Annotated in this window: 12 protein-coding genes and 2 pseudogenes; 8 read left to right on the top strand and 6 right to left on the bottom strand. The window is 66.0% G+C overall.

The genetic code is table 11. The annotated features are described in order from the left end of the window. The first annotated feature begins 74 nt into the window (after positions 1-74). Genes OKW41_RS14940 through OKW41_RS14950 form a run of 3 tightly spaced genes read left to right on the top strand, consistent with a single transcriptional unit; the run spans position 75 to position 2515 of the window. Positions 75-851, top strand: a complete 777-nt coding sequence (locus tag OKW41_RS14940; protein WP_184062845.1) for a hypothetical protein — start codon at positions 75-77, stop codon at positions 849-851. 34 nt (positions 852-885) lie between these two features. Then, positions 886-1680, top strand: a complete 795-nt coding sequence (locus OKW41_RS14945; protein WP_429573004.1) for a PP2C family protein-serine/threonine phosphatase — start codon at positions 886-888, stop codon at positions 1678-1680. 34 nt (positions 1681-1714) lie between these two features. After that, a complete protein-coding gene (locus OKW41_RS14950) occupies positions 1715-2515 on the top strand; it encodes a glycosyltransferase family 2 protein (RefSeq protein ID WP_429573005.1) in 801 nt (266 codons plus the stop codon). On the opposite strand, the gene OKW41_RS14955 is transcribed toward OKW41_RS14950, so the two are convergent. The 3 genes from OKW41_RS14955 to OKW41_RS14965 form a co-directional block, all read right to left on the bottom strand. After that, positions 2512-7071, bottom strand: a complete 4560-nt coding sequence (locus OKW41_RS14955) for a beta strand repeat-containing protein (protein ID WP_429573006.1) — start codon at positions 7069-7071, stop codon at positions 2512-2514. The genes OKW41_RS14950 and OKW41_RS14955 overlap by 4 nt on opposite strands. Before the next feature lie 76 nt (positions 7072-7147). Continuing rightward, complete coding sequence (locus OKW41_RS14960; protein WP_429573007.1) at positions 7148-8821, bottom strand: ShlB/FhaC/HecB family hemolysin secretion/activation protein; 1674 nt, start codon at positions 8819-8821, stop codon at positions 7148-7150. 20 nt (positions 8822-8841) lie between these two features. Further along, complete coding sequence (locus OKW41_RS14965) at positions 8842-11106, bottom strand: CHAT domain-containing protein (RefSeq protein ID WP_429573008.1); 2265 nt, start codon at positions 11104-11106, stop codon at positions 8842-8844. Between the two features lie 277 nt (positions 11107-11383). Between OKW41_RS14965 and OKW41_RS14970 the strand changes: the two genes are divergently transcribed. From OKW41_RS14970 to OKW41_RS14980, 3 genes are all read left to right on the top strand, one after another. After that, a complete protein-coding gene (locus OKW41_RS14970; protein ID WP_429573009.1) occupies positions 11384-13381 on the top strand; it encodes a protein kinase domain-containing protein in 1998 nt (665 codons plus the stop codon). Between the two features lie 37 nt (positions 13382-13418). After that, positions 13419-15176 (top strand): murein transglycosylase A, encoded by a 1758-nt coding sequence (gene mltA / locus OKW41_RS14975; protein ID WP_429573010.1) that lies wholly within the window; start codon positions 13419-13421, stop codon positions 15174-15176. Between the two features lie 87 nt (positions 15177-15263). Next, positions 15264-15857, top strand: coding sequence for a ParB-like protein (locus OKW41_RS14980; protein WP_429443917.1), 594 nt, complete (start codon positions 15264-15266; stop codon positions 15855-15857). Between the two features lie 13 nt (positions 15858-15870). Here the strand turns inward: OKW41_RS14980 and tssJ are convergent, their stop codons facing one another. The 3 genes and pseudogenes from tssJ to tssF form a co-directional block, all read right to left on the bottom strand. After that, positions 15871-16392, bottom strand: coding sequence for a type VI secretion system lipoprotein TssJ (gene tssJ / locus OKW41_RS14985; RefSeq protein WP_429573011.1), 522 nt, complete (start codon positions 16390-16392; stop codon positions 15871-15873). A 23-nt stretch (positions 16393-16415) separates the two neighbouring features. Then, complete coding sequence (gene tssG, locus OKW41_RS14990) at positions 16416-17567, bottom strand: type VI secretion system baseplate subunit TssG (protein ID WP_429573012.1); 1152 nt, start codon at positions 17565-17567, stop codon at positions 16416-16418. Further along, a pseudogene (gene tssF, locus OKW41_RS14995) lies at positions 17564-18613 on the bottom strand (type VI secretion system baseplate subunit TssF); the annotation flags it as partial. The gene tssG and the pseudogene tssF, both read right to left, overlap by 4 nt. Between tssF and tssD the strand changes: the two are divergent. Both tssD and tssH read left to right on the top strand, forming a co-directional pair. Next, a pseudogene (gene tssD, locus OKW41_RS15000) lies at positions 18612-18887 on the top strand (type VI secretion system tube protein TssD); the annotation flags it as partial. The pseudogenes tssF and tssD sit on opposite strands and share 2 nt — an antisense overlap. A gap of 146 nt (positions 18888-19033) precedes the next feature. Beyond that, the gene (tssH, locus tag OKW41_RS15005; RefSeq protein ID WP_429573013.1) at positions 19034-21745 is read left to right on the top strand and encodes a type VI secretion system ATPase TssH; all 2712 of its coding nucleotides are present in this window, start codon (positions 19034-19036) and stop codon (positions 21743-21745) included. The last annotated feature ends 11 nt before the right edge of the window (positions 21746-21756 follow it).

The raw sequence follows: 21756 nt of genomic DNA on the forward strand, positions 1-21756 counted from the left end.
ACGCGGCGAAATGGGTAGTGTCAGCAGCCGGGCTCCGCCCTTAAGAAGCGGGGCTCACCACCTCGGGGTGAAAAGTGGCAGATATCCAAAGCGCTGCAATTGCCGACCACGCTGGAGAAAGCGCACTGCCCGACCTGTGGCAACGCCGCACCTGCCTGAGCCACGACGAAATGGCGTCGATCTATACGATCGTGCGCCGCGCGCTGACCGGCTACCATCCGTCGGAATTGCAGGCGCTTGGCGAGGACAAGGAAGAACTGATCTCGCAGTTCCTCTATCTCAAGGTGTTCCGCCTCGATACCGCGCCGACGGCATTGCCCACTTTCCCGCTGCACAGCGCGCCTTCGACCAGCCATGCCGTGTGCGCCTATTTCCGCCGCTATCTGATCGACTGTCTGCGCAGCGCGAGCCATCAGCGCAACGTGTCGCTCGACGAAGGCGACGTGATGCTCGAAATCGACCGGCAAACGGCTTTTCATCCGGATCCGATCGGCTCGGTCCTGTTGCAATACGGTCTGCACGAAGCCGAGGTACGCGAATCCGCGTCGCATTTCATCGCTTCGCTCGACGACGCCGACCGCATGCTGCTCGCCGGCAGTCTCGGCTGGCTGTCGAACGAGAAAGGCGGTCTGTCGCAGGTGGCCGCGCGTTACGGCATCGCGTCGTATCACTACCGGGCGCGCAAGCTTGGCGTCACGCTGAAAAAAGGCTCGATACCCGCCGACTTCGCCCGCACGCAAATCGGCCAATGGATCGAGCACAGCCTCGGCATCGACATCTCGCCGGGCAATCGCATCGTCATCCTGCTGGTTCTGGGCATTCTGTCCGCGCAGTCGCACGCGCAGGAATGAGCTCGACAGACCACGAGCATATGAGAGGTCAACGGTGCAACTTGCCACCGCAAGCCTGACCGACCGGGGCGACCGCCCGCGCAACGAAGATTCGTTCGGCGACTGGTCGAGCGAACGGCTCTACTATTGCGTCGTCGCCGACGGCGCCGGCGGACACGGCGGCGGCGACACCGCCTCGCGCCTCGTCGTCGCTTCGGTGCTGGCGGATTTGCGCTACCTGACCGTGGCCGAATTGCCGCCGACGGGCGACCGGCTGATCAGCGCGCTCACGCATGCCAATGAGAACATCGTCGAAGAACAGTTGCGCGGCAAAGGCAATGAAAAAGACATGCGCTCGACGGCCGTGGTGCTTGCCATCGACCGCGAATGCGCGACGGCCGCGTGGGCCCATTGCGGCGACACCCGCCTCTACTGTTTCCGCGACGGCGAGATCTGCGCGCGCACGCGCGACCACAGCATGGTTCAGCAGATGGTCGACGCGCGGCTGCTCGCCGAGGAAGAGATGCGTCATCATCCGCGCCGCAACGTGCTGTATGCGGCGCTGGGCACGCGCGACGCACTATCTATTGCGGGCGTCGACGGTACTTTCCCACTGCATGACGGCGACGCTTTCCTGATCTGCACGGACGGCCTGTGGGAGTACGCCGACGACGCCGGCATCGCCGACGCGCTGGCCCATGCGGCGACACCCGGCGCCTGGCTCGACGCGCTCGCGCAACAGGTGCGCGCGAGCGCCAGCACGAATCACGACAACTTCACGGCGTTCGCGGTGTGGGTCGGCGACGACGCCCAGGCGACGCAATTGATGCCCGGCCCGGCACAGGCGTAACGCAGCGGATCAGCATCGGAACGGGGCTCGCATCATGCCGATCTCGATCATCATTCCCTGTCTGCAGATGGCGGCAACGCTTGGCCGCGCACTGGAAAGCTGCCTGATCCAGCCGGAGGCGGCGCAAATCATCGTCGTCGACGATGGCTCGACCGATGCTTCGATCGAAGTCGCGCAACATTACGGCCGCCTCGACGCGCGCGTGGAAGTACTGCGCATGCACGTGAACGGCGGCGTCGCCGCCGCGCGCAACTGGGCCGCGATGCACGCGACCGAGGATCTGCTCGGATTCATCGACGCCGACGACGAATATCTGCCCGGCGCGCTGGCCGCGGCGAGTGGCTATCTGCAGCGTTGTCCGGGCGAGGCATCGGTGCGGCTCGATGTCGACTATGCGGGCTTTCCGCGCGCGATCGTCGAGCACCCCGATTTCGAAAAATACGCGGCGATCCTCAGCAACACCGTGCCGAGCAGTCTCGTGATCCGGCGGGCGGTGTATCGCGCGCTGGGCGGGTTTCCGCTCGACGCGTTCTTTCGTCGCGTCGGCGGAGAAGACGGCGCGTTTTCGTGGGCATTGAGCAGGCTGTTCGGCAACCGGCGGCTGATCGACGCGAAGCGGGTGCGCCAGCATTACCACCCGGCCATCCACGCTGAACGATTCTTCCGGATTCACCTCGGGATGGAGCAGCCCGTCCATCAGGAGGTCGTCGAAGCATGGCGGCTCTCGCAACGGTTCGTCGCGAGCGCCGAGGCCGCCATCGCGCAACTGCGCGCGCTGCATTCGCCCGCAGGCGCCGCGCCACCCGTCCCGCCCGCTTCGCCCGGCTCCCGCTAGAAGTCACCGCAGCCGTGCTGGGCGTTCGTCAGCATGCAGCTGTTCAGGTTCGGCTGCGAACGCACCCGCTTCCATTCGACCGCGAGGATGTCCTGTTTCTCGCCAGGCGGCGTCGTGCTGAAGAGCGGCTGGTTCGAGCCGATGCAGATGTTGGTGCCCTGCAGATTGTTTTCGTAGACGAACGTCTGCTCCTGGCTGCTGAAAAACGTCTGCAGACCGCTTTGCGCGACCGGATTGGGGATCGGGCCCTGCGGATTCAGGATCGTGCTCTGAAACGGAATCACCGTCAGCGTGCCCGGCACTTCGTTGACGATATAGCCCACAGTGGACGTGAAGTTGGGGTCGATCGGATAGCCGCCCGCCGGTGAAGTCAGAGTGGCCGTGGTCGTCTCCGAGCCGCTCAACGTGCCCGCGGCGGTATCGCCGTTGATCAGGCCGCTCGTCGCGTAGGTGAACGCCCGGTTCGGCGCCCCAACGTAGCGCGTCGCGCCGTCCGCGCTGACCGTGACCGTCGGCCGTGCGACATAGACGAAATGATTGCCGGTGGTGGGCACCGTGCCGCCCCAACTACAGCCAGAGCCAAACAGGCAGCCGTAGAAATTGGGCTGCGCGGTGTTCGGCTGCACGCTGCCGCGTGTCTCGCCGTTCCAGGTGCTGGCCCAGACTCGCCATGCGTTGCCGGCGCCAACTGTGCCGGAGTTCGCATCGACGAACACGCCGTTCTCCATCACCAGATCGATCGAGCCGACCGCGCTCAGATTCGTATTCGGAGCCGTCGCGGACGGCGTGCTCGCGCCCAGCCCGATATTGCCGGTCGTAGCGGTCGCGACGAGGCTGCCGGTGAGCGTAGAGTTCGTCACGCTCATCGGGCTCAACTGGCTCGCGGCGGAGTCGAACGTCTGGCTCGTCAGCGGGCCGATCACGAAGCCATGCGAGTTCGAGAAGTCGACGCTCCCCGCGTTGGCCATCGCCAGCACGCCGACGTCGTTTTGCGGATCGGTCAGCGTGAAGGTACCGGGGCCGGCGAGAATCAGCCCGGCGGCCTGGATGCCGCCAGGGTCCGTGACGGGACCGGCCGACAGCAGCATCAAGGTGTGGCCCGGAGTCGAGATGCCGTAGGTCAGCGCGATCCCTTGACTGCCCGCGCCCGGGTTGGACAGCGTGAGATTGTTCGCGAAGCCCGGACGTGGCGGCACGCAAGTCGAGCCGCCCGATACGCACTGCCCGTTCACTGTGATGCGCCCGGTTTGCGTGCTGGACCCGAGCACGATGCTGGGAATCGACGCGAAGGTCGAGAAAGTCGGGGCGTCGATGCTGAGACCGCCGCCCGTGCCGAGCAGCGTGATCGGCGTCGCGTTCTGAGCGGTGATCGTGAAGCTCGACGGGTCCACCGACGCCGGCATGATCGACAGCACGCCGCCCGGCGACGACAGCGTCGCCTGCGTGATGGCGAGGCTGCTCGCCGTGCCGTCGTTGAATGCGCGCAACACGATCGAAGCGGGATTCGTCGTCGAGATCGTCACGTTGTCGGCGGTGGCATTGGCGACCGCGCTCGTCACGCCGCCGCCGGTGACGATGGAGGTCGGATTGATCAGCCCAAACTCGCTCTGCTCGATCTCGGGCACCGCAAGGCCGATCGCGACGCCCGGATCGGACGTCGTGGTCGAACCGGCAATGCCGATCGTGGTGGTACGCGTCCCGGTCGCGCTGATCGCGCCATTGGCGATCAGCACGCCATAGTCGTTCTGCAGGTTCGGACTGCTGCCGGCCGGGCCGCTCACCGCGCCGCGGATATCGATCGCCCCGCCGTTGGTCGACGTGATCGTCGTGCCGTCGGTGATCAGCACACCCTGCACGAACGGACCGGTGCCGCTGCCGAACAGGCTCACCGTGCCCGTGCCGGTCGTCACCGATACGGGGGCTGTCTGGATGCAGTCCACGCATAGCGTGTTCTCGAACATCAGCCCGATCACCGAGTCGCCGTTGACCGCGGCTCCCACGCTTTGTCCGGTGAACTTGAGGTTGCCGCTCGTCGACTGGACCGACGACCCATGCATGTCGAGGCCGATGCTGACGTTCATGTTCGACGACACGCTGCCGGCGGCGGAAATGTCGCCGCTGCCGGTGCTCAACGTGGTGCCATAGAAATAGACGCCGTCCGCGAAGGTGCCGCCGGCGGCTGTACCGGTGACATTGCCCGTCACGCCGATCGAGCCGGTCGTGTTGGAGATCGTGGTGTTCTGAATCTCGACGCCGAAGCCCCCTTGCGCGCTTTGCGCCACGCTACCGTTGATCGTGATCGCGCCGCCCGAACTGCTGAGCCCGGGCTGCAACGCGGGACCTTCGCCCACCGTGGCGCCGCCGGTCAGGAACACGCCCATCGCGCTGCTGCCAGAAGAACTGCCGTTCACGCTCAGTGCCCCGCTCGTCGTGCTGGCTGAAGTGCCGGATAGAAGCACGCCGATGCCCTGATCCTCGATATTCGAACTGCCGGCGCCGCTGATGGTGAGCGCGCCGCTGCCGGTTTGAATCGTATTGTCACCTTGCGCGATCACGCCGTCGTTGCCTCCGCCGCCGGCGGTAGCCGTGCCGGTGATGCGAAGCGCGCCGCTCGTCGTCGAGAGCGAGCTGGTGCCGTTGATCGCCACACCCTTGGCGTTCGGGCCCAGCGCGACACCCGACAGCGAGAACACGCCGCCCTCCGTGGAAATGGTCGACGAGTCGATGAAAATGCCCGACGACGACGTGATCAGATAGCCAATCGCCACGCCATTGATCGGGAACGTGCCGGTGACCGTCAGATCGCCGCCCGCGGTGTCGATGTTCGAGTTCTGGATCAGGACCGGGCTCGCGCCACCGCTTCCCAACGTCACGCTGCCGCCGTTGGTCTTCACCGTAACGCCCCGGAACGAGACCAGACTGAGCGGACTCGTGCCGCCCACGTTCGCATCGAATACGAGGCTGAGCGGCCCCGCGCTCGACGTGATGGTGTTGTTGACCAGCACCGATCCCGTCGCGCTCAGCTTCAGCGTGGCGGGAAGCGTGCCGGTCGTGAGGTTGAGCGGCGCGTCGACGACGATGTCGCCCGCGCCGAAGTTGGGATCGGTCCCTGTCAGTACTGTCACCGACGTGCCGAGGCTGAGCGGACCGGTAAGCGCCGTGTTCAGGATGAACGTGCTGCCCGTGATCGGCCCGAACGTCATGGTGTTGGAATCGGTTGCGGTCTGTGTCGGGACCGGCGCCGCGGTGACATCCGGCACCTGCGTCACGATGTCGACCTCGAACGGATCGAGCAGCCACCTGCCGCCCTGCCCCTTCGCCGCCGATGCGTCGACGCTCATGCCGGTCGTGTCGAGCGTGTGGCCGGACGTTTCGATCAAGCCGCCGTTACCGCCCTGCGGCCCGCCCTTCGCGGTCAACGTGCCGTAAATGCGGCTGGCCGTTTCGCTGTAAGCCACGAGGTTGCCGCCATTGCCGTCGACGAGCGCATCCGCATGGAGGCTGGCGGTCGGCGACATCCAGATCGCATTGGCATTGCGAACGGAGGGGTCCGCACCCGCCGGGCCGCCGCCGAAGTGCACGGTTCCGCCGCCCACGGCGCCGCTCGCATCGACGTACGCTCCGGCCAGCAGCGCCACGTCGTAGCCGGTCACGTCGATCCTGCCGCCGGTTTGCCCCGCGCCGCCACTGGCGTCGAGCGTCCCGCCCACCTGTGTCACGCCGTTCGTGCCGCCGTCGAGCAGAATGCGGCCGTCGTGTTCGCTCAGGCTCTGCGCGCGCACGATGCCTTGCTGGTTGATGACGGTGCCCGCCAGCGCGTCGGCCGTCTGTGCGCTCATCACCACGGTGCCGCCGTCGGCGGCCAGCGTGCCGGTATTGCCGATCAGCGCGTGCGCCGCGCCCTGGTTGATCTTCAGGGTGGTCAAACCGTCGCCGGCAAAGTCGACGGTGATGTCGTTGCCCGCGCCCAGCGCGACGCTGCCCAGTTTTGCGCTGACCGTGCCGCTATTGCTGACCGTGCCGCCGAGCAACGCGATGGTGCCGCCCGCGGCCGCCGTCAGCGACCCCGCATTGCTGAGCGCCGCCGCGGACGAGCCGACGAAATGGAAGTTGCCGGCAAGGAAATCGGCATTGGAGATATTGAGTGTCGAGGCGATCATGGACCCCACGTTCACCGACGATCCCGGCGCAAAGATCACCCCCGCCGGATTGACGAGAAACACCTTGCCGTTGGCCTGCAGGCGTCCGGCGATCAAGCTGGGGTCGTTGCCCGTCACGCGGTTGAGCAGCGCGGCGGAAGCCGACGGCTGTGAGATCCTGACCGCTTCGCCGCTACCGATCGAAAACGCGTTCCAGTTGACGATCGCATTGGACGAGCCCTGCGTGATGTGCATCTGTCCCGCGCCCGGCGAGTTGATGCTGACCGTGCCGGCCACCACCTGGGCGCCGGTCGGATTCGCGAGCACGAGCGGCATATACGACGCCGCGAACAACGCGGCGACCGCGCCGGCGATCGTGCTCACATGCCCCGGTCGCACATTGCATCGCTTGTTCATCGCACACCTCGGCACAGATTGCTGCTGCTTGTCGTTGCGTTTCGTTTCGTCTCGTTTCGTTGCGCTTGGCTGCCAGCTAGAACGTCTTGGTCAGTTGCACATAAAAGCGCGGCAGCCTGTCGTTGCCGGTCGTATCGGGCCCGGTCGTGCGCCATGCGACCGTGCCCTGTAGCGAAAAGCCGCCCGGCGCGGCCCAGAATGCGCCGAGACCTGCGCCACTGCGCGTGATCACGTTCGACCCTTGGCCCGGACGCGGCGTGGCGTTGTACCAACCGGTACCGAAGTCGAAGAACGTGAACACGGTCGCCCGCGCATCGATCGCGAAGCGCCCTTCGAAGGTGGCGACGAACCCCTCGTCGACCAGTGCCTCGGACGGCGAATAAGCGCGCACCGCGTGCGGGCCGCCGAGCAGGAAGCGCGACGAACTGTCGAGCGTGGTTCCGGCCCACTGGCCGGACACGCCGGCGAATACGCTGAGCCGCTCCGTGATCGCGTTCAGGCGGTTGGCGAAGAAAGTGGCGCGCACTTCGGTGCCTTGCGTGTCGCGCCCGAGCGGCGAGGCATCGAGCGCCTCGGCTTGCGCGTTGCGGAAATGCAGACTGCCGATCAACAGCTCGACATCCGCGCTATTGAAGCCGCCGCCGAACAGCGCGTCGCGGCTTTCATAGCTCAGGCCGATACTGCCCTCCACCAGCGATCTGGGATTGTGTTGATCGACGATGCCGACGTTGTCGATCAGGTCGCGATACTCCAGATTGACGCGCCCCAACAGGCTCTGATCGCGTGTGCGCACGAGCGGATGCGTGAGCGTGAAGTCCACCACGGTCGCCTCGCCCTGCGCGTCGAGCGACGCGAATTCCTGGCCGAGCGCATAGTTGAGCCGCGACACCACGACCCCGACGCGCGTACCTTGCGCATTGATCGGCGCTTCGTAGCCGACGCGCCCGTAAAGGGTGTCGCCGCGTTCGGTGCCGAGCAGCCGCAGGTCCAGGTTGTCGCCGATCATGAACGGCGAGTTCAGACGCGCGAGCGCGCCGAGCCGCCAGGTACCGCTGGACTCCGCCCCGAAGTTGTCGACATCGAGCGCAAAGGTCCAGCGTTTGGCCGGCGCGACGTTGACGGTCAGATCGACCGTGCCCGGCTCCTCGCCCGCTTCGATTGCCGAGGAGACCTGAATACCCGGCAGATCGGACAGCAGCAGCATGGTCCGTTCGAGTTCGTGCTGCTGCAGCGGCTTGCCCAACGGAATCTGCGCGACCCGCGCGCGCAACAGGTCTTCGCGGATCGGCGTGCCGGCCGCGATGTCGAGCCGCACATGGCCGACGCGCCCTTCGAGCACGCTCATTTCGACGTTGCCGGACGTGACGTCCTGCGGCGGGATCACCACCTGGGCGAGCAGATAGCCGTGATCGCGATAAATCTGCGTGATGCGCGCGGCAATCTCTTCGAGCCCGGCGAAACTGGTTTGCTTGCCGAGCTTGTCCTGAACGGGCGCAAGCAGCGCGTCGCTGGCGATCGTGTCGTTGCCCTTCAACTTGATGCTGTTCAGCAGGAAGGTCGGGCCGGGCGCCGTCACGGGGGCCGCCGGCGGCGGCACGGCGGGTAACGCCTGATTGCCGCCCGGCGGCGCCGGCCGGGTCTCGCGCGGCGCCGTCTGGTTCAGGATGCTGCCCGCGTTCGGCAGCGTCTGGCCCCACGCGAGCGCACTACTGCAGGACACCGCCGCGGCGATCAGTCGGAGTCTGTTCATCGGTCTAGGGTCTGTTGGGTTCATCCCTGTTGCTGACGCGCGATGGTCAAACGCCAGCCACCCATCAGATCGAACGGCGCCCAGAAGAACGGATGCGCGAAGCGCGGCGTGTGCAGAACCGCCAGTTGCGCGGTGCGCATCGCGTCGATCGAGTCATGGCCTTGCGCGAGTTGCGCGTAGAAAGTGCGCATCGTCAGCGCGCTCGATTCGTCCGCGACCGGCCACATCGACACGATCAGGCTGGTGGCGCCGGCATAGAAGAACGCCCGCGTGAAGCCGAGAATTTCGTCGCCGCGCGCGATCCGGCCAAGCCCCGTCTCGCAGGCCGACAGCGTGACGAGCGAGACGTTGTTGAGCTTCAGGTTGTAGATGTCTTTCGCCAGCAGCGAGTCCGGGCCGTCGGCCGGCTGCGTCGCGGGCGCGAGCAGGATGCTCGAGTGCAACGGATCGATCGTGTCGGCCTGGGCGTGCGTCGCCACGTGCAACACGCGTCCGGCGGGCGCGTTGTCGCGAAAGCTCAGGCGCGTGGCGTCGCTATGCAGAAACACCTCGTTGCGCGCGAACAGCGGCGCGATGCCCTGCACTTCCGCCTCGGCCCCTGGCAGCGCATAGGCAGGTGTGATGGTCGGATTGCCGAACGCGACCAGATCGCTCGCGATCTTCTGCTGGCGTTGCGCGAGTTGTACCGCGACGCTCGCCGATGGTTCGAGTGCGATCGCATGGCGTTCGATCAGAAAGCCGTCGGCATCGTGCAGCGCCTGAAACGGCAGATAGTGCAGCGCGCCGTGCGGCACGATGATGAGCCGCTCGTTCGCGCGCAAGCCGAGCGGCGCGATCAGCAACGCATCGAGCTTGTCGCCATAGGTCAGCGCGGCCGGTCGCCGGCGCACGATCGCATTGCGCAGGTCGGTCACTGCGGCATCCATGTCCGTGCGCGCGATCGGCAAGGTGTGGCCGGTCAGGCCATCGTTGCGCACCACCCAGACGATCAACTCGTTGGGCAGGCTGTGAAATTCGACGATCGCCTCGTTGGGCCGGAGCGCGCCGCGCGTCGCGGCAAGACTCGGCACCTGCCCGTTCAATTGACGGTCGTCGACGCCGGCGTCGACGCGGTTGCGCACGACGTCGAGCAGCGCACGCGCCCGGCTGCGTTCGGACAGACTCCAGGCGCTCTCGTAGTCGCCGGCTTCGACCGTCAGCGCGATGGCCTCTTCGAATACCGTTTGCGTGTCGCCGAACAGCGCCGTCTTGAACTCGTCGCTGCGAAACCGCGTGCGGATTTTCTCGGAGTCGTCGACGGCCAGCAGGTAGGCTTCGCGCGCATGCGGCTTGTCGCCGAGCGCGAGATCGGCGCGGCCGATTCCTTCGTGGGCCCACAGGCGGTCGTAGTTGGCGTCGCTGGAATTGCCGCTTTGGCTCAACAGCGCTTCGAACGCGTGTTTCGCATCCTCGGGCTTGCCTTCGGCCAGCAGCAGATTGCCTTCGATGCGCCGGTAGGCGGGCGCGAGTTCCGCAGTGGCCGGTGCGCCGACGGCATCGAAGGTTTGTCGCGCGCCAGGCGTATCGCCCTCGGCGAGCTGCGCGTTGATGATCGACATCAGCACCAGCGGTTTGTAACGCGGCGAGGCGGTCGTGAGCGCGTCTTCGTAGGCGGCCAGCGCCTGCTGCGGCTTGCCCCGGCGCAACGCGACATCGCCGAGCACCTTGTTGGCCGGAGCAAAGACCTGCTCGGGCGCCTTCGGCGTCGAAGCGAGCGCATCGCGGGCGTAACGTTCGGCGTTGTCGAGGTCGCCGGCATAGCTGTAGGCGATCGCGAGATCGCGTTTGGACAGGGCCGCCAGATCCGCATTGTTGGTCTGCCCGGCCACCACCAGGGCGCGCGCCGCGGCATCGACGCTGTCGCGGAAGTCGCCGCGCTCGGCGGCCGCGACGGACATGCTGCAATAGTCGTAGGCAGGGAGTTTGACGCGGTCTCGCGACAGCAGCAGACGTCCCTCGGACGTCAACGTGTTGATCGTTTCGGCGTCGCGTTCGCGTTCATCGGCCTGACGAAAGCCGAACGACTCGGGCGCGAGGGCCACGGCGCTCGCGGGCCGCGCCGCGGCGGCGGACGTGCCAGCGGCCAGCGTATTGCCCGCCGCGCCCAGCAGCGTCGAGCCCATGACGAGCGCGCCCGTGATCCACGCGGCGTCGATCCGGTGTGCCCATGCGACGACCGCGCGCCGCGAGTCGCGTCGCACGACGCGGTGTGCCATCCCGCTCGATAAGCCTTGGCGCTCGTTCACTTTAACTTCCTGCAAGAAGGCAAAAGGAAGCGGCTGGGATGGAATGCGCGTACAACCCGCAAGCTGCACGCAGCGGTTGACTAACACCGTATAGACGAATCCGGCCGGCCGATTTTGAAACCGGCGGCCGCACGCGGACCACCGCTCAGGCCCGCGCGCCCGCGTGATTTCAAAAAATGACCCGCTCGTTCGTCTTAAAGACGGACGCGCCTGCGCGTGAGGGTGGCGCTCGCGTGTGCCGGGCTCTGCCGTCGTACCCTCCAGGGAGCCAAAGCCGATGAGCAGCCCCGACGACAAAACCGTGATCGTGCAACGGGCGTCCGGACCGGACGGCCAGCAGAACCCCGCCGAAGCGGCGCACGCCGATCGCACAGTCGTCACCCGCCCCGCCGCGCAGGGTTCGAACGCGCAACATGCGCTGCCCGCCGGCACACGGCTCGGCGAGTTCGAGATCGTCGATCTGATTGGCGAAGGCGGCTTCGGTATCGTCTATCTCGCCTACGACACCCAGCTAGGACGTCATGTCGCGCTGAAGGAATACATTCCCGCTGCGCTGGCCTCGCGCGTCGGCGCGGCCGAAGTGTCGGTCCGCTCGGAACGTCATGAAGACACCTTTCGCGCCGGCCTGAAAAGCTTCATCAACGAGGCTCGGCTGCTCGCCCGCTTCGATCATCATTCGCTCGTCAAGGTGTACCGGTTCTGGGAGGCCAACGGCACCGCGTATATGGTGATGCCGTACTACGAGGGCGTGACGCTGCGCGACGGCTTGCGCCGCATGAGTGCCCCACCCGATGAAGCATGGCTGCGCGCCCTGCTCGCGCCGCTGCTCGAAGCGCTGGCGGTATTGCATGCGGCGCAGTGCTATCACCGCGACATCGCGCCGGACAACATCATGCTGCTCAAGGGCAGCGGCCGCCCCGTGCTGCTGGACTTCGGCGCGGCGCGGCGCGTGATCGGCGACATGACCCAGGCATTGACGGTGATCCTGAAGCCCGGCTATGCGCCCGTCGAGCAATATGCCGAAGTGGCGGCCTTGAAACAGGGGCCGTGGACCGATGTGTACGCACTCGCCGCGGTCATCTATTTCGCGATTCAGGGCAAGACACCGCCGCCGTCGGTCGGCAGACTGATGAGCGACACGTATGTGCCGCTCGCCACGGCAGCGGCCGGCCGCTATAGCGAGCGGTTCCTGCGCGCGATCGACCATGCGCTCGCGGTCCGCCCCGAACAGCGCCCGCAAAGCGTTCAGGCGCTGGCGGACGAACTGGGCATTGCCATCGATACGCGTGATGACGCCGATGCGGCGATCGAACCCACGACTCGCGCTTCCGTCGAGACAGCGGGTGCCAGTGCGCCGCGAACAACGACGGCCGCGACAGTCGAGGCGAAGCGCAATGAGCCAGACACAGCGGCCGTTCCTGCGCCAGGCGGTAGTCAAGAGAAACGCACGGGCTTGATCGCAGCAGCTGCCGTTTGCGTCGTGGCGCTCGCGGCGGTCGGTACGTGGTTTGCCATGCGTTCGCCACCGGCCGCGAGCCCGGCTGTCACGGCAAGCACGGATGCGCGCGACACGGCTTCGCCGAGGCCTGGCAATGCCGCTCAAAGCCCGGCATCCGTTGCTGCTGTTGCCCCGGTTGCCCCGGTTGCCCCGGTTGCCCCGGTTACCCCGGTTACCCCGGTTGCTCCTGCCTCGCCCGCCACGGTTGCCGCGCCCGCCACACCACCCGCACAGGCCGACAACCTCGCGCCCTTCACCCCCGCGAGCGAACTCGAGCGAATCGTGACGCTGGCTGATCCATCGATTCAGATCACCGCCACACCGCGCAGCACGTCCGCCACGATCGGCAAGGATTATCTGCAGTTCAAACTCGACAGCAACCGCGCGGGCTACGTGTATGTGTTCATGGTCGATCCGGACGGTCAGTACCTGATGCTGTTTCCGAACGGACTCGATCGCAACAACCGGATCGCCGCCGGTCAGACGCTGTCGTTGCCGCGCGCCAGCTGGCCGATGCTGGCGGGCAACCCGCCCGGTCCCAACCACTTTCTGACGCTGGTATCGACGACGCCGCGCGATTTTTCCGACGGTGGATTGAAGTCCGCGGCGCCATTCCAGTCATTCCCCGCTGATGCCCAGCAGCAAGCGGCCGCGCGTCGCGGCCCGCGCTACTCGCCGTTCGCGGGCAAGCCGCGTTGCCCGGCAGGTACGGCGGATTGCGCCGGCGCGTTCGGCGCCGCCACGTTCACCATCGATGCAATCAAGCCGCCAGGCTAGCGCGCGCGACGTTCGCGATGGTCCGCAAGGAGGCCGCATGCGACGGGCTCAGCTTCTCCTGCTTGCGCTGACAGCCACGCTCGCGGCTTGCGCGAGCAACACGCCCGCGACCAGCGTCATTCTGGGGGACGCGAGCCATACCGCGACGTCGCCGGTCGAGCAGGTGACGCCGATGGCGCAAGCATCGCCACTCGCGCCGCCGACGATGCCTGGGCCGATGCCGGCTCCCGTAACGACACACGCGACGGTCTCGGGCGCGTCCACCGGCTCGAATAACCCGCGTCCCAAGGCTGCGTTGAGCGGCGGCTTCGCCACGCGCCACGCTTACTACGAGCCGATCGCTTTCGCCGACTTGCCCGGGTGGGACACGGACGACGTCACCGCGTCATGGGAAGCGTTTCGCCGCAGCTGCACCGTGCTCGGCGCGCGCAGCGGCTGGTCAGAACCGTGCAATGCCGCGCGAGCGGTGGACGTAGGCGACGTCGCGGCGATCCGGCGATTCTTCGAAACGTATTTCAACGCGTACCAGATCCGCAATTCCGACCGCTCGCTCGACGGTACGATGACCGGCTACTACGAGCCGCTGCTCAATGGCAGCCAGCAGTACGGCGGCGCCTACCTTTATCCGGTCTATGGCACGCCGGCCGACATGCTCTACCTCGACGCGCGGCGCCTGCCGGACCGCGCGCGAGGTGACGTGAGCGCGGCTCGCATCGATGGACGTAACGTGATCCCGCTCAGCAATACGACGAGTGGCGACCTCAAAGGCGTCTACGCGCTGGACCTGCGCGATAGCGTGCCGGATATCCGCGACAAGAAGATTCGACTGCGGCTCGATGGCGGGCGCATCGTGCCGTACTACACCCGCGCCGAGATCGAGCGCGGCGCACTGAAGGCGCCGATCCTCGCCTATGTCGACGACCCCGTGATGTTGTACTCGATGCAGCTGCAAGGCGCGGGCAAGGTCCGCATGAGCGACGGCTCGATTCGCCGCTTCGCCTATGCGGAACAGAACGGCCGGCCGTTCCTGCCGCCGCTCGCGCACAGCGGCAACGCGACGGCTGGCGCGCGCAAGCTCGTCGTGCGCGGCATGGAGATCGAGGTCGACATCAGCGACGACGGCGCGCCCGCTACGAGCAACGGAAGCAACGCGGCGCCCGCCGACGGTGACGACGACGAACCCACGTCGCCGTTGCTGCGCGGTTTCACCCTGGCGACGACCACGCCAACGACCGCCGGCGCGGTCACGCCGGCGGTCACGGGCTCCGCTGGCGGACACGGTGCCGGTAATGCAACTGGCGCCGGAACCGATGCCCATGCGTCGAACCCGCCGAAACCTCATCCCGTGTATGCGGTTTCAGATCCGAGCTATGTGTTCTTTCGTGTGATCCCCGATTCACCGAACGGTCCGCTGGGCGCGTTGGGCGTGCCGCTGTCGGCGGGCCGCTCGGTGGCCGTCGATCCGCGCACCACGCCGCTCGGCGCGCCGGTATTCGTGTCCACGCGTGACGACCCTCAGGCACCCGGAGGGATCAATCGCCTGATGCTCGCGCAGGATTCGGGCGGTGCGATTCAGGGCGCAGTCAGAGCCGACTACTTCTACGGCTTCGGTCAAACCGCGCAGACCCAGGCGAGCCACACCAAAGAGCGGCTGCGCATGTGGGTGCTGCTACCCAAGGGATTGCGCATCGCCGCGCAGCAGACGTCGTTGAAAACGCGCGGCGGCGGACCTGCCGCGTCTGATGCGGATTGTCTGGTCAGCGATCCGGTGCTGTGCGTGGACGATGCGCCGTAGACGTCTGGGCGGAAAGTGGGCGACGCCTCGCCCGGTGGCATGAAATTTGCGGGAGCCGCGTCAACGCATCCAGACAAGGAGACCGACATGGACACGCGGCAAATCGAAGAGCTCCATCCCACACAAATGACCCACGGCGCGCGGGAGGTCCGCGAAAAAGCCCGCCAATACCAGTCTCTGAGCAGCCATGACCTGGAGATGGCCATCGCCGAAAAGCCGATACCGGTCGTCTGCGGACCCAACGGCATACCGTTCGCGATCGATCATCACCATGTGGCGGCGGCGCTGTGGCAGGTGGGCGTGCGCTCGGTTCCGGTCGTGCTGGTGCGGGATCTTTCGTCGTACACGTGGGCGTCGTTCTGGCTCAGCATGGAAAACCAACGATGGACCTTTCCGTATGACGCGCAAGGCGTGCGCCGGCCGTTTGCCGAATTGGCGGAGCACGTGTGGGAAATGAAGGACGATGAATACCGAAGCCTCGCGGCAGCGGTCCGCGATGCCGGCGGCTATGAAAAAACCAGTGTCCCGCTGGAAGAATTTCGCTGGGCCGACTTCTTTCGCGCGACGTTGCCGCGGCCCGATAGCGACGAGAAGTTCACAGCTTTGCTCAAGGAAGCCTTGAAGCTGGCCAGGAGCGACTCTGCATTGGGGCTACCGGGCTATCTCGGTCGCACGGATTGAGCCGGCGGCCCACTTAATCGTGGGCCGCACTGCCCGCCGGCACTAGAAACTGATCCATCAACGAGATCTTCAACGGCTTGTCCGCATCGAGCTTCTTCTTCTCGATCACATACTTCCAACCATCCCCGCTACCCGGATTGCGATAGAACGCGACGACCGCCACATAGTTCGTGTCGGCCCGCATCGGTTGCGACAGGCTTGCCGACGCACCGGGATTCAGCACCGATGCCATGTTCGCCTGCAAGTCCTGCGCGAGCACCGTGCGGTCGTTCTTCAGCAGATCCTCGTACGACGCCCCATCGAACATCTTGCGGTCCTTCAGCTGATACACGCGCACCGCGACCGATGTCGCACGACCAGCATCGTCGGGGTTCAGCGCTTCGCGCGCGGACAGATCGATGTCGAGCACCTTGATCTGCTTGAAAAACACCGCGTGATAAGCGCTCGACGACGCGTCCGATACGGATTGCCAGGCGCCGCATGCCGACAGCAGCGCGACGGACGCAAGGGTGGAAACGGTAAAACGAAGGTTCATCAATGGTCCTTTCGGCGCGTCGTTCATGACGCGGCATGAGTCAGGTACGGATTGGCGGCGGGCTTCGGAAGCGCCCGATAGACCCCGAGTGCGACGTCGATCAGGCGTTCGTTCACGGCAGGCAGCACGGTCGTCCAGCCGAGGCGCGGCGCGGCTCCGGCCGATCCGTCAGCGACCCGGCCACGCGAGTTGATCGACGGCAGCGGCGCGAGGCGCGACGACATGGCCATCCGCAGATGCACGTCGGCCTTCAGCCCGACATACAACTGCACGAACGCCATCAACTCGCGATGCAGCCACGCACCCGGCAACAGATCGTGCGCCTGCGTGGCATGGGCCGGCCGCAACGTCACGCGTACCGCGCGACTGCGATACGCAAGCCGCTTGCCGAGCACATAGCCGCCGCCGAGGCCGCGACGCGCGTCCTCGTTCACCGCACCGGCACGAGCGGCCGACGACGTCAGCGGCTGCGGCTCGCCCGCGCGCGCGAGCGCGGGAAAGAACTCATCGACGCGCACGTCCGCGCCGGGCACCGCGAGCGCGATCACGCCCGCGAGCCCTTCAGGTGTGCGCGTTCGCTGGATCAGCAGACCGAGCAGCGCGAGCATCCGCGAATCGGACAAGCCGGCGCGTTGCGGCTTGTCGCCCCAGCCAAAGCCGGCGAGGCACAGCAGATTGCGCGAATGCGCATCGCCGCCGCCGGCGCGAAAGCTTTCCGCATAGCGGTACTTCTTCCACGCCCGATACAGCAGCGTGACGAAACGATGATTGAACTGATCGAGAAAGGCCTCGACCGCTTCGTGCCCTTCCTCGCGCATCACGATCTCGTCGATCATGTGCGACGGCATCGCCGCGTCGACGCCGTAAAGACCCATGAACGTCGTGCGCACGGTCGGCGCCGCGGCATTGACCAGGGAATCCGGATCAGCATCGAATTCGACTGCGGCGATCTCGCCCACCGGAAAGCCTGTGCGCGCGCGTGGCCGGAAGCGCACTGGTTCATGCGCCGGTGTATCGAGCGTGCCGAAGCCCGGCTGCCGCGGCATCCGCAATTCGAGCAGTCGGCACAACTGCATGAAGTTCATCCGCGGCGCGCGCGCGAGGAGCGATGCGACGAGCGGGTCGAGATTGGGCGGATCGTTGCGCGCTTCGCAAGCGTTAGCGTACGCGCTCATAGCGGAGCCCGCTGCGCCTTGCTGCGCGGCCAGACCGTGCGGGTCTGCGACGGTAGGCTGACGATCGACAGCTTCGTAAACAGATTGATCTCCGCGTACAGCGCGAAAAAGCGTTGCAACAACTCGCCGAACAACATCACGTCGCCGTCGCCCGCGAACGCATGCGAATCGAGTGTCACCTCGATGTGCACGCCACGCTCGACCGAGCCGCCCGACACCTCCTCGAGCAATTCCTGCGACACCCACAGAATGCCCGCGAGGCGCCGGCGGTTCAGTTCGTCGCTGGTCCAGTCGTAGAGCGCGAGCGCGCCGCGCAGCACTTCCGCGTTCATCATCGACAGGAAGTTCGGCGCAAGGTGCGACAGCACTCGCAACTGGAAACGGTCGCCGGTCGGCGGATAGAGCGGCAGGGTCGGCGCGACGAGATTGTTCACGCCCGCGACGTTCGGCGTGCTGGCCGCCAGCTCGGCGATGCTGGCTTCGCGCAGGCCCTTGCGCGGCAGCATGCCGTTCGTGCCGGTTACGCGCAGCGACAGGCTTTCCTCGGGCAGCGTGTCCATCGTGTCCCACGCGTGACCGCCGAGCACGACCCACGTCTGATGCAGACCCGCGACACCGGGCCGCACGCGCGCATGGAAGTAGCGTTCCGGCGCCTCGTGGCGCAGCATGCCGCCGCGATGCCGGAACGTCGCGAACGGGACGTACTCGTAGCGCTCGGCGGTGTCGTGATCGAACGCGTCGATTGCATCGACCGAATAGGTCTCGACGTGCTCGCCCTGATGGCCGGCCGGCAACACGCGGTATTCCGTTTCGTGATGGTCGATCTCGATCGGCTCGGCATCGAGTTCGAACAGGTTGATCACCGGCGTGCAGAAAAGCCGCAGGTTTTCCGCGTTGAAACGCTGATCGGACGGATACGCGTGCTTCAGCAAGATCTCCAGATCGAAGCGCGTCGACTTCTCCGGTAGCTTCGTCACGTCGAGTCCACACAGATCGACGAACAGGAATTTCTCGCGGAACGTGAAGTATTCGAGCAGCAACTGATATCTGTACAAGGCTGTCACGAGCGGTCAGACGCTGAAGTCGGTCGAGATCAAGTGGTACAAGATCGACGACGCCGGCAAGGAAAAGGAGTACTTCAACACGAAGCTGGACAACGTGAAGATCGTCGCGGTCAAGCCGAAAATGTTCGACATCAAGAACCCCGACTACGAGAAGCACAACCACCTCGAAGACGTCGAGCTTCGCTACGAGACGATCACGTGGTCGTACAAGGACGGCAACATCATCCACAAGGACACCTGGAACGAGCGTTCCTGATTTCCGCGTGTTACGCGAGACCGGCGTGCCGGCGGTCTCGGGACGCGCGTCGACGCGTCTTTACCGGTCCGCGTGGCGGGCTGGTCCTTTTTCATCGGCGAGTGCACAGCGCACTTGCCGCCTACCTCCGTGACCGGACTGCCGACATGACCTTGCGCGACGACCGAAGAAGCGCCCTTTGGGACACCACTCATCTGCTGCGCCGACTCAACCCGCACTGCGCGCAGGCGCTCGAAGCGGCCGCGAGTCTTTGCCAGACGCGGCTGGCTGACGAGATCACAGTCGAGCACTGGTTGCTGAAGCTGATCGAAGCCGGCGACGGCGACATCCCCGCTATCCTGCGGTATTACACGATCGATATCGACGCGGTATGGGATACGCTGCTCGGTGCAATCGATCATCTGCCGCGCAACCTGCGGGGCAAGCCAGCGCCGTCGCCGCAGCTGGCCGCGATGCTTGGCGATGCCTGGCTTCATGTGTCGTCGGAGCGCGACCATGCGCGAATCCGCTCCGGCAATCTGCTGCAGGCCATCGTCGATGCGCCGCATATGCTGCGCGCCCAGAATGCGTGGCCGCTGCTTGCCGTCAGCAGTACGCAGATCGAGCGTCTGCTGCCGCGAATTGCGCATCGGTCGTGCGAAAGCGAAATTGAAAGCGAAACCGAGAAACAGGAATCCGAAACGCCGCAACGTTCCGCCAGCGCTCCCGGGGCGAACGGCGTTTCTCGCGCAAAAGAGACCCCGCCCGCCAGCGCCGACGCCCTCGCCCGCTTTGCGATCGACCTGACCGACAAGGCGCGCCGCGGCGACATCGATCCTGTGTTCGGGCGCGAGCGCGAGATCCAGCAGATGGTCGACGTGCTCGCGCGCCGTCGCAAGAACAATCCGATCCTCGTCGGCGAACCGGGTGTCGGCAAGACCGCGCTCGTCGAAGGGCTCGCGTTGCGCGTCGCCGAAGGCAGCGTGCCGAACGTAATCCGCGACGTGCGCATCCTCACGCTCGATCTCGGCCTGCTGCAAGCGGGCGCCGGCGTGAAAGGCGAATTCGAGCAACGCCTGAAGACCGTGATCGACGAGGTGCAGGCTTCGCCCGTGCCGATCCTGCTGTTCATCGACGAAGCGCACACGCTGATCGGCGCCGGCAACGCGGCGGGCGGCGCCGACGCCGCGAACCTGCTGAAGCCTGCGCTCGCGCGCGGCGAATTGCGCACGATCGCGGCGACCACGTGGTCCGAATACAAGGAATTCTTCGAGCGCGACGCGGCACTCGAACGCCGCTTCCAGATGATCAAGGTCGAAGAACCCGACGACGACGCGGCCTGCTTGATGCTACGCGGCCTGAAAAGCCGCTACGCCCGATACCACCATGTACACATTCGCGACGAAGCGCTGGTCGCCGCGGTCAAGCTGTCGCGTCGCTACATCCCGGCGCGGCAACTGCCGGACAAGGCCGTCGATCTGATCGACACGGCCGCCGCGCGCGTACGCATGGGCCTCGAAGCACCGCCGGCCGAGTTGCAACGCGCGCGGGCCGCGGTCGCCGCGCTGGAGCTCGAACACGCGGCGCTCGCAGACGACGAACGCATCGGCATCGACGATAGCGAAGCACGCCGCGGCGCACTGGACGCCGCGCTCGCGAGCGCGAAGGCCGAACTCGCGGCGCTGCAAACACGTTACGAACAGGAGCTCGAACTCGTCCAAGCGTTGCACCGCCAACGCGACAGCGATGCCGTCTCGCGCGATGCCAGCGCTTTCGCGCAAGCACGTCGCGCACTGACGACTGCACAAGGCAAGGCCCCGTTGATCTTCGCCGACGTCGACGCCCAGGCGATCGCACGCGTCGTCGCCGAATGGACCGGCGTGCCGGTTGGCCGTCTCGTCGAAGACGAACTGCAAAGCCTGCTGACGCTGGAAACGCAGCTCGCGACACGCGTCGTCGCGCAGCACGACGCGCTCGCCGCCCTGTCCGAAAGCCTGCGGACCGCCAAGGCGGGGCTCAGGAATGAACACGCGCCGCTCGGCGTGTTTCTGCTTGCTGGACCATCGGGCGTCGGCAAGACCGAAACTGCGCTCGCGCTCGCCGACCTGCTGTTCGGCGGTGAAGCCGCGCTCACGACGATCAATATGTCCGAGTACCAGGAATCGCACACAGTCTCGCAACTGAAGGGCTCGCCGCCCGGCTACATCGGTTATGGACGCGGCGGCATTCTGACCGAGGCGGTGCGGCAGCGTCCGTACAGCGTCGTGCTGCTCGACGAAGTCGAAAAGGCGCACCGGGACGTGCTCGACATGTTCTATCAGGTGTTCGATCGCGGCATGATGCGCGACGGCGAGGGGCGCGAGATCGACTTTCGCAATTGCGTGATCCTGATGACGTCCAATCTCGGCAGCGCGCAAATCGATGACACGACCGCGGAAAGCCCCGAGATCTCGCACGACGAACTGCTCGTCGCGATTCATCCGCAGCTCGTCGGCCACTTTCAACCGGCGCTGCTCGCGCGCTTCCAGACGCTCGTGTACCGCCCTCTCGATGCGAGCGCGCTGGCCTCGATCGTGCGCCTGAAGCTCGGTAACGTGGCGCAGCGTCTGCACCGTCAGCACGGCGTCGAACTGAGCTGCGACGAAGCGCTGATCGATGCGATGGCCGCGTTGTGTCTCGCGCGCGAATCGGGCGCGCGCAACGTCGATGCGTTTGTCAATCAGCGCATTCTGCCCACGGTGTCGCGCGAACTGCTCGCGCGCATGGCATACGGAATCGCGCCCGCCAGGATCCTGCTGACCGGTTCACCCGAAGGTAGTCTGACGATCGATTTCATCGATCGCGAAGAAGCCGTGGCTGAACATGCGGCGAACGGCTAACGGAGCGCCAC

This window comes from Paraburkholderia sp. UCT70 (assembly GCF_050434085.1).
Taxonomy (GTDB): domain Bacteria; phylum Pseudomonadota; class Gammaproteobacteria; order Burkholderiales; family Burkholderiaceae; genus Paraburkholderia; species Paraburkholderia tuberum.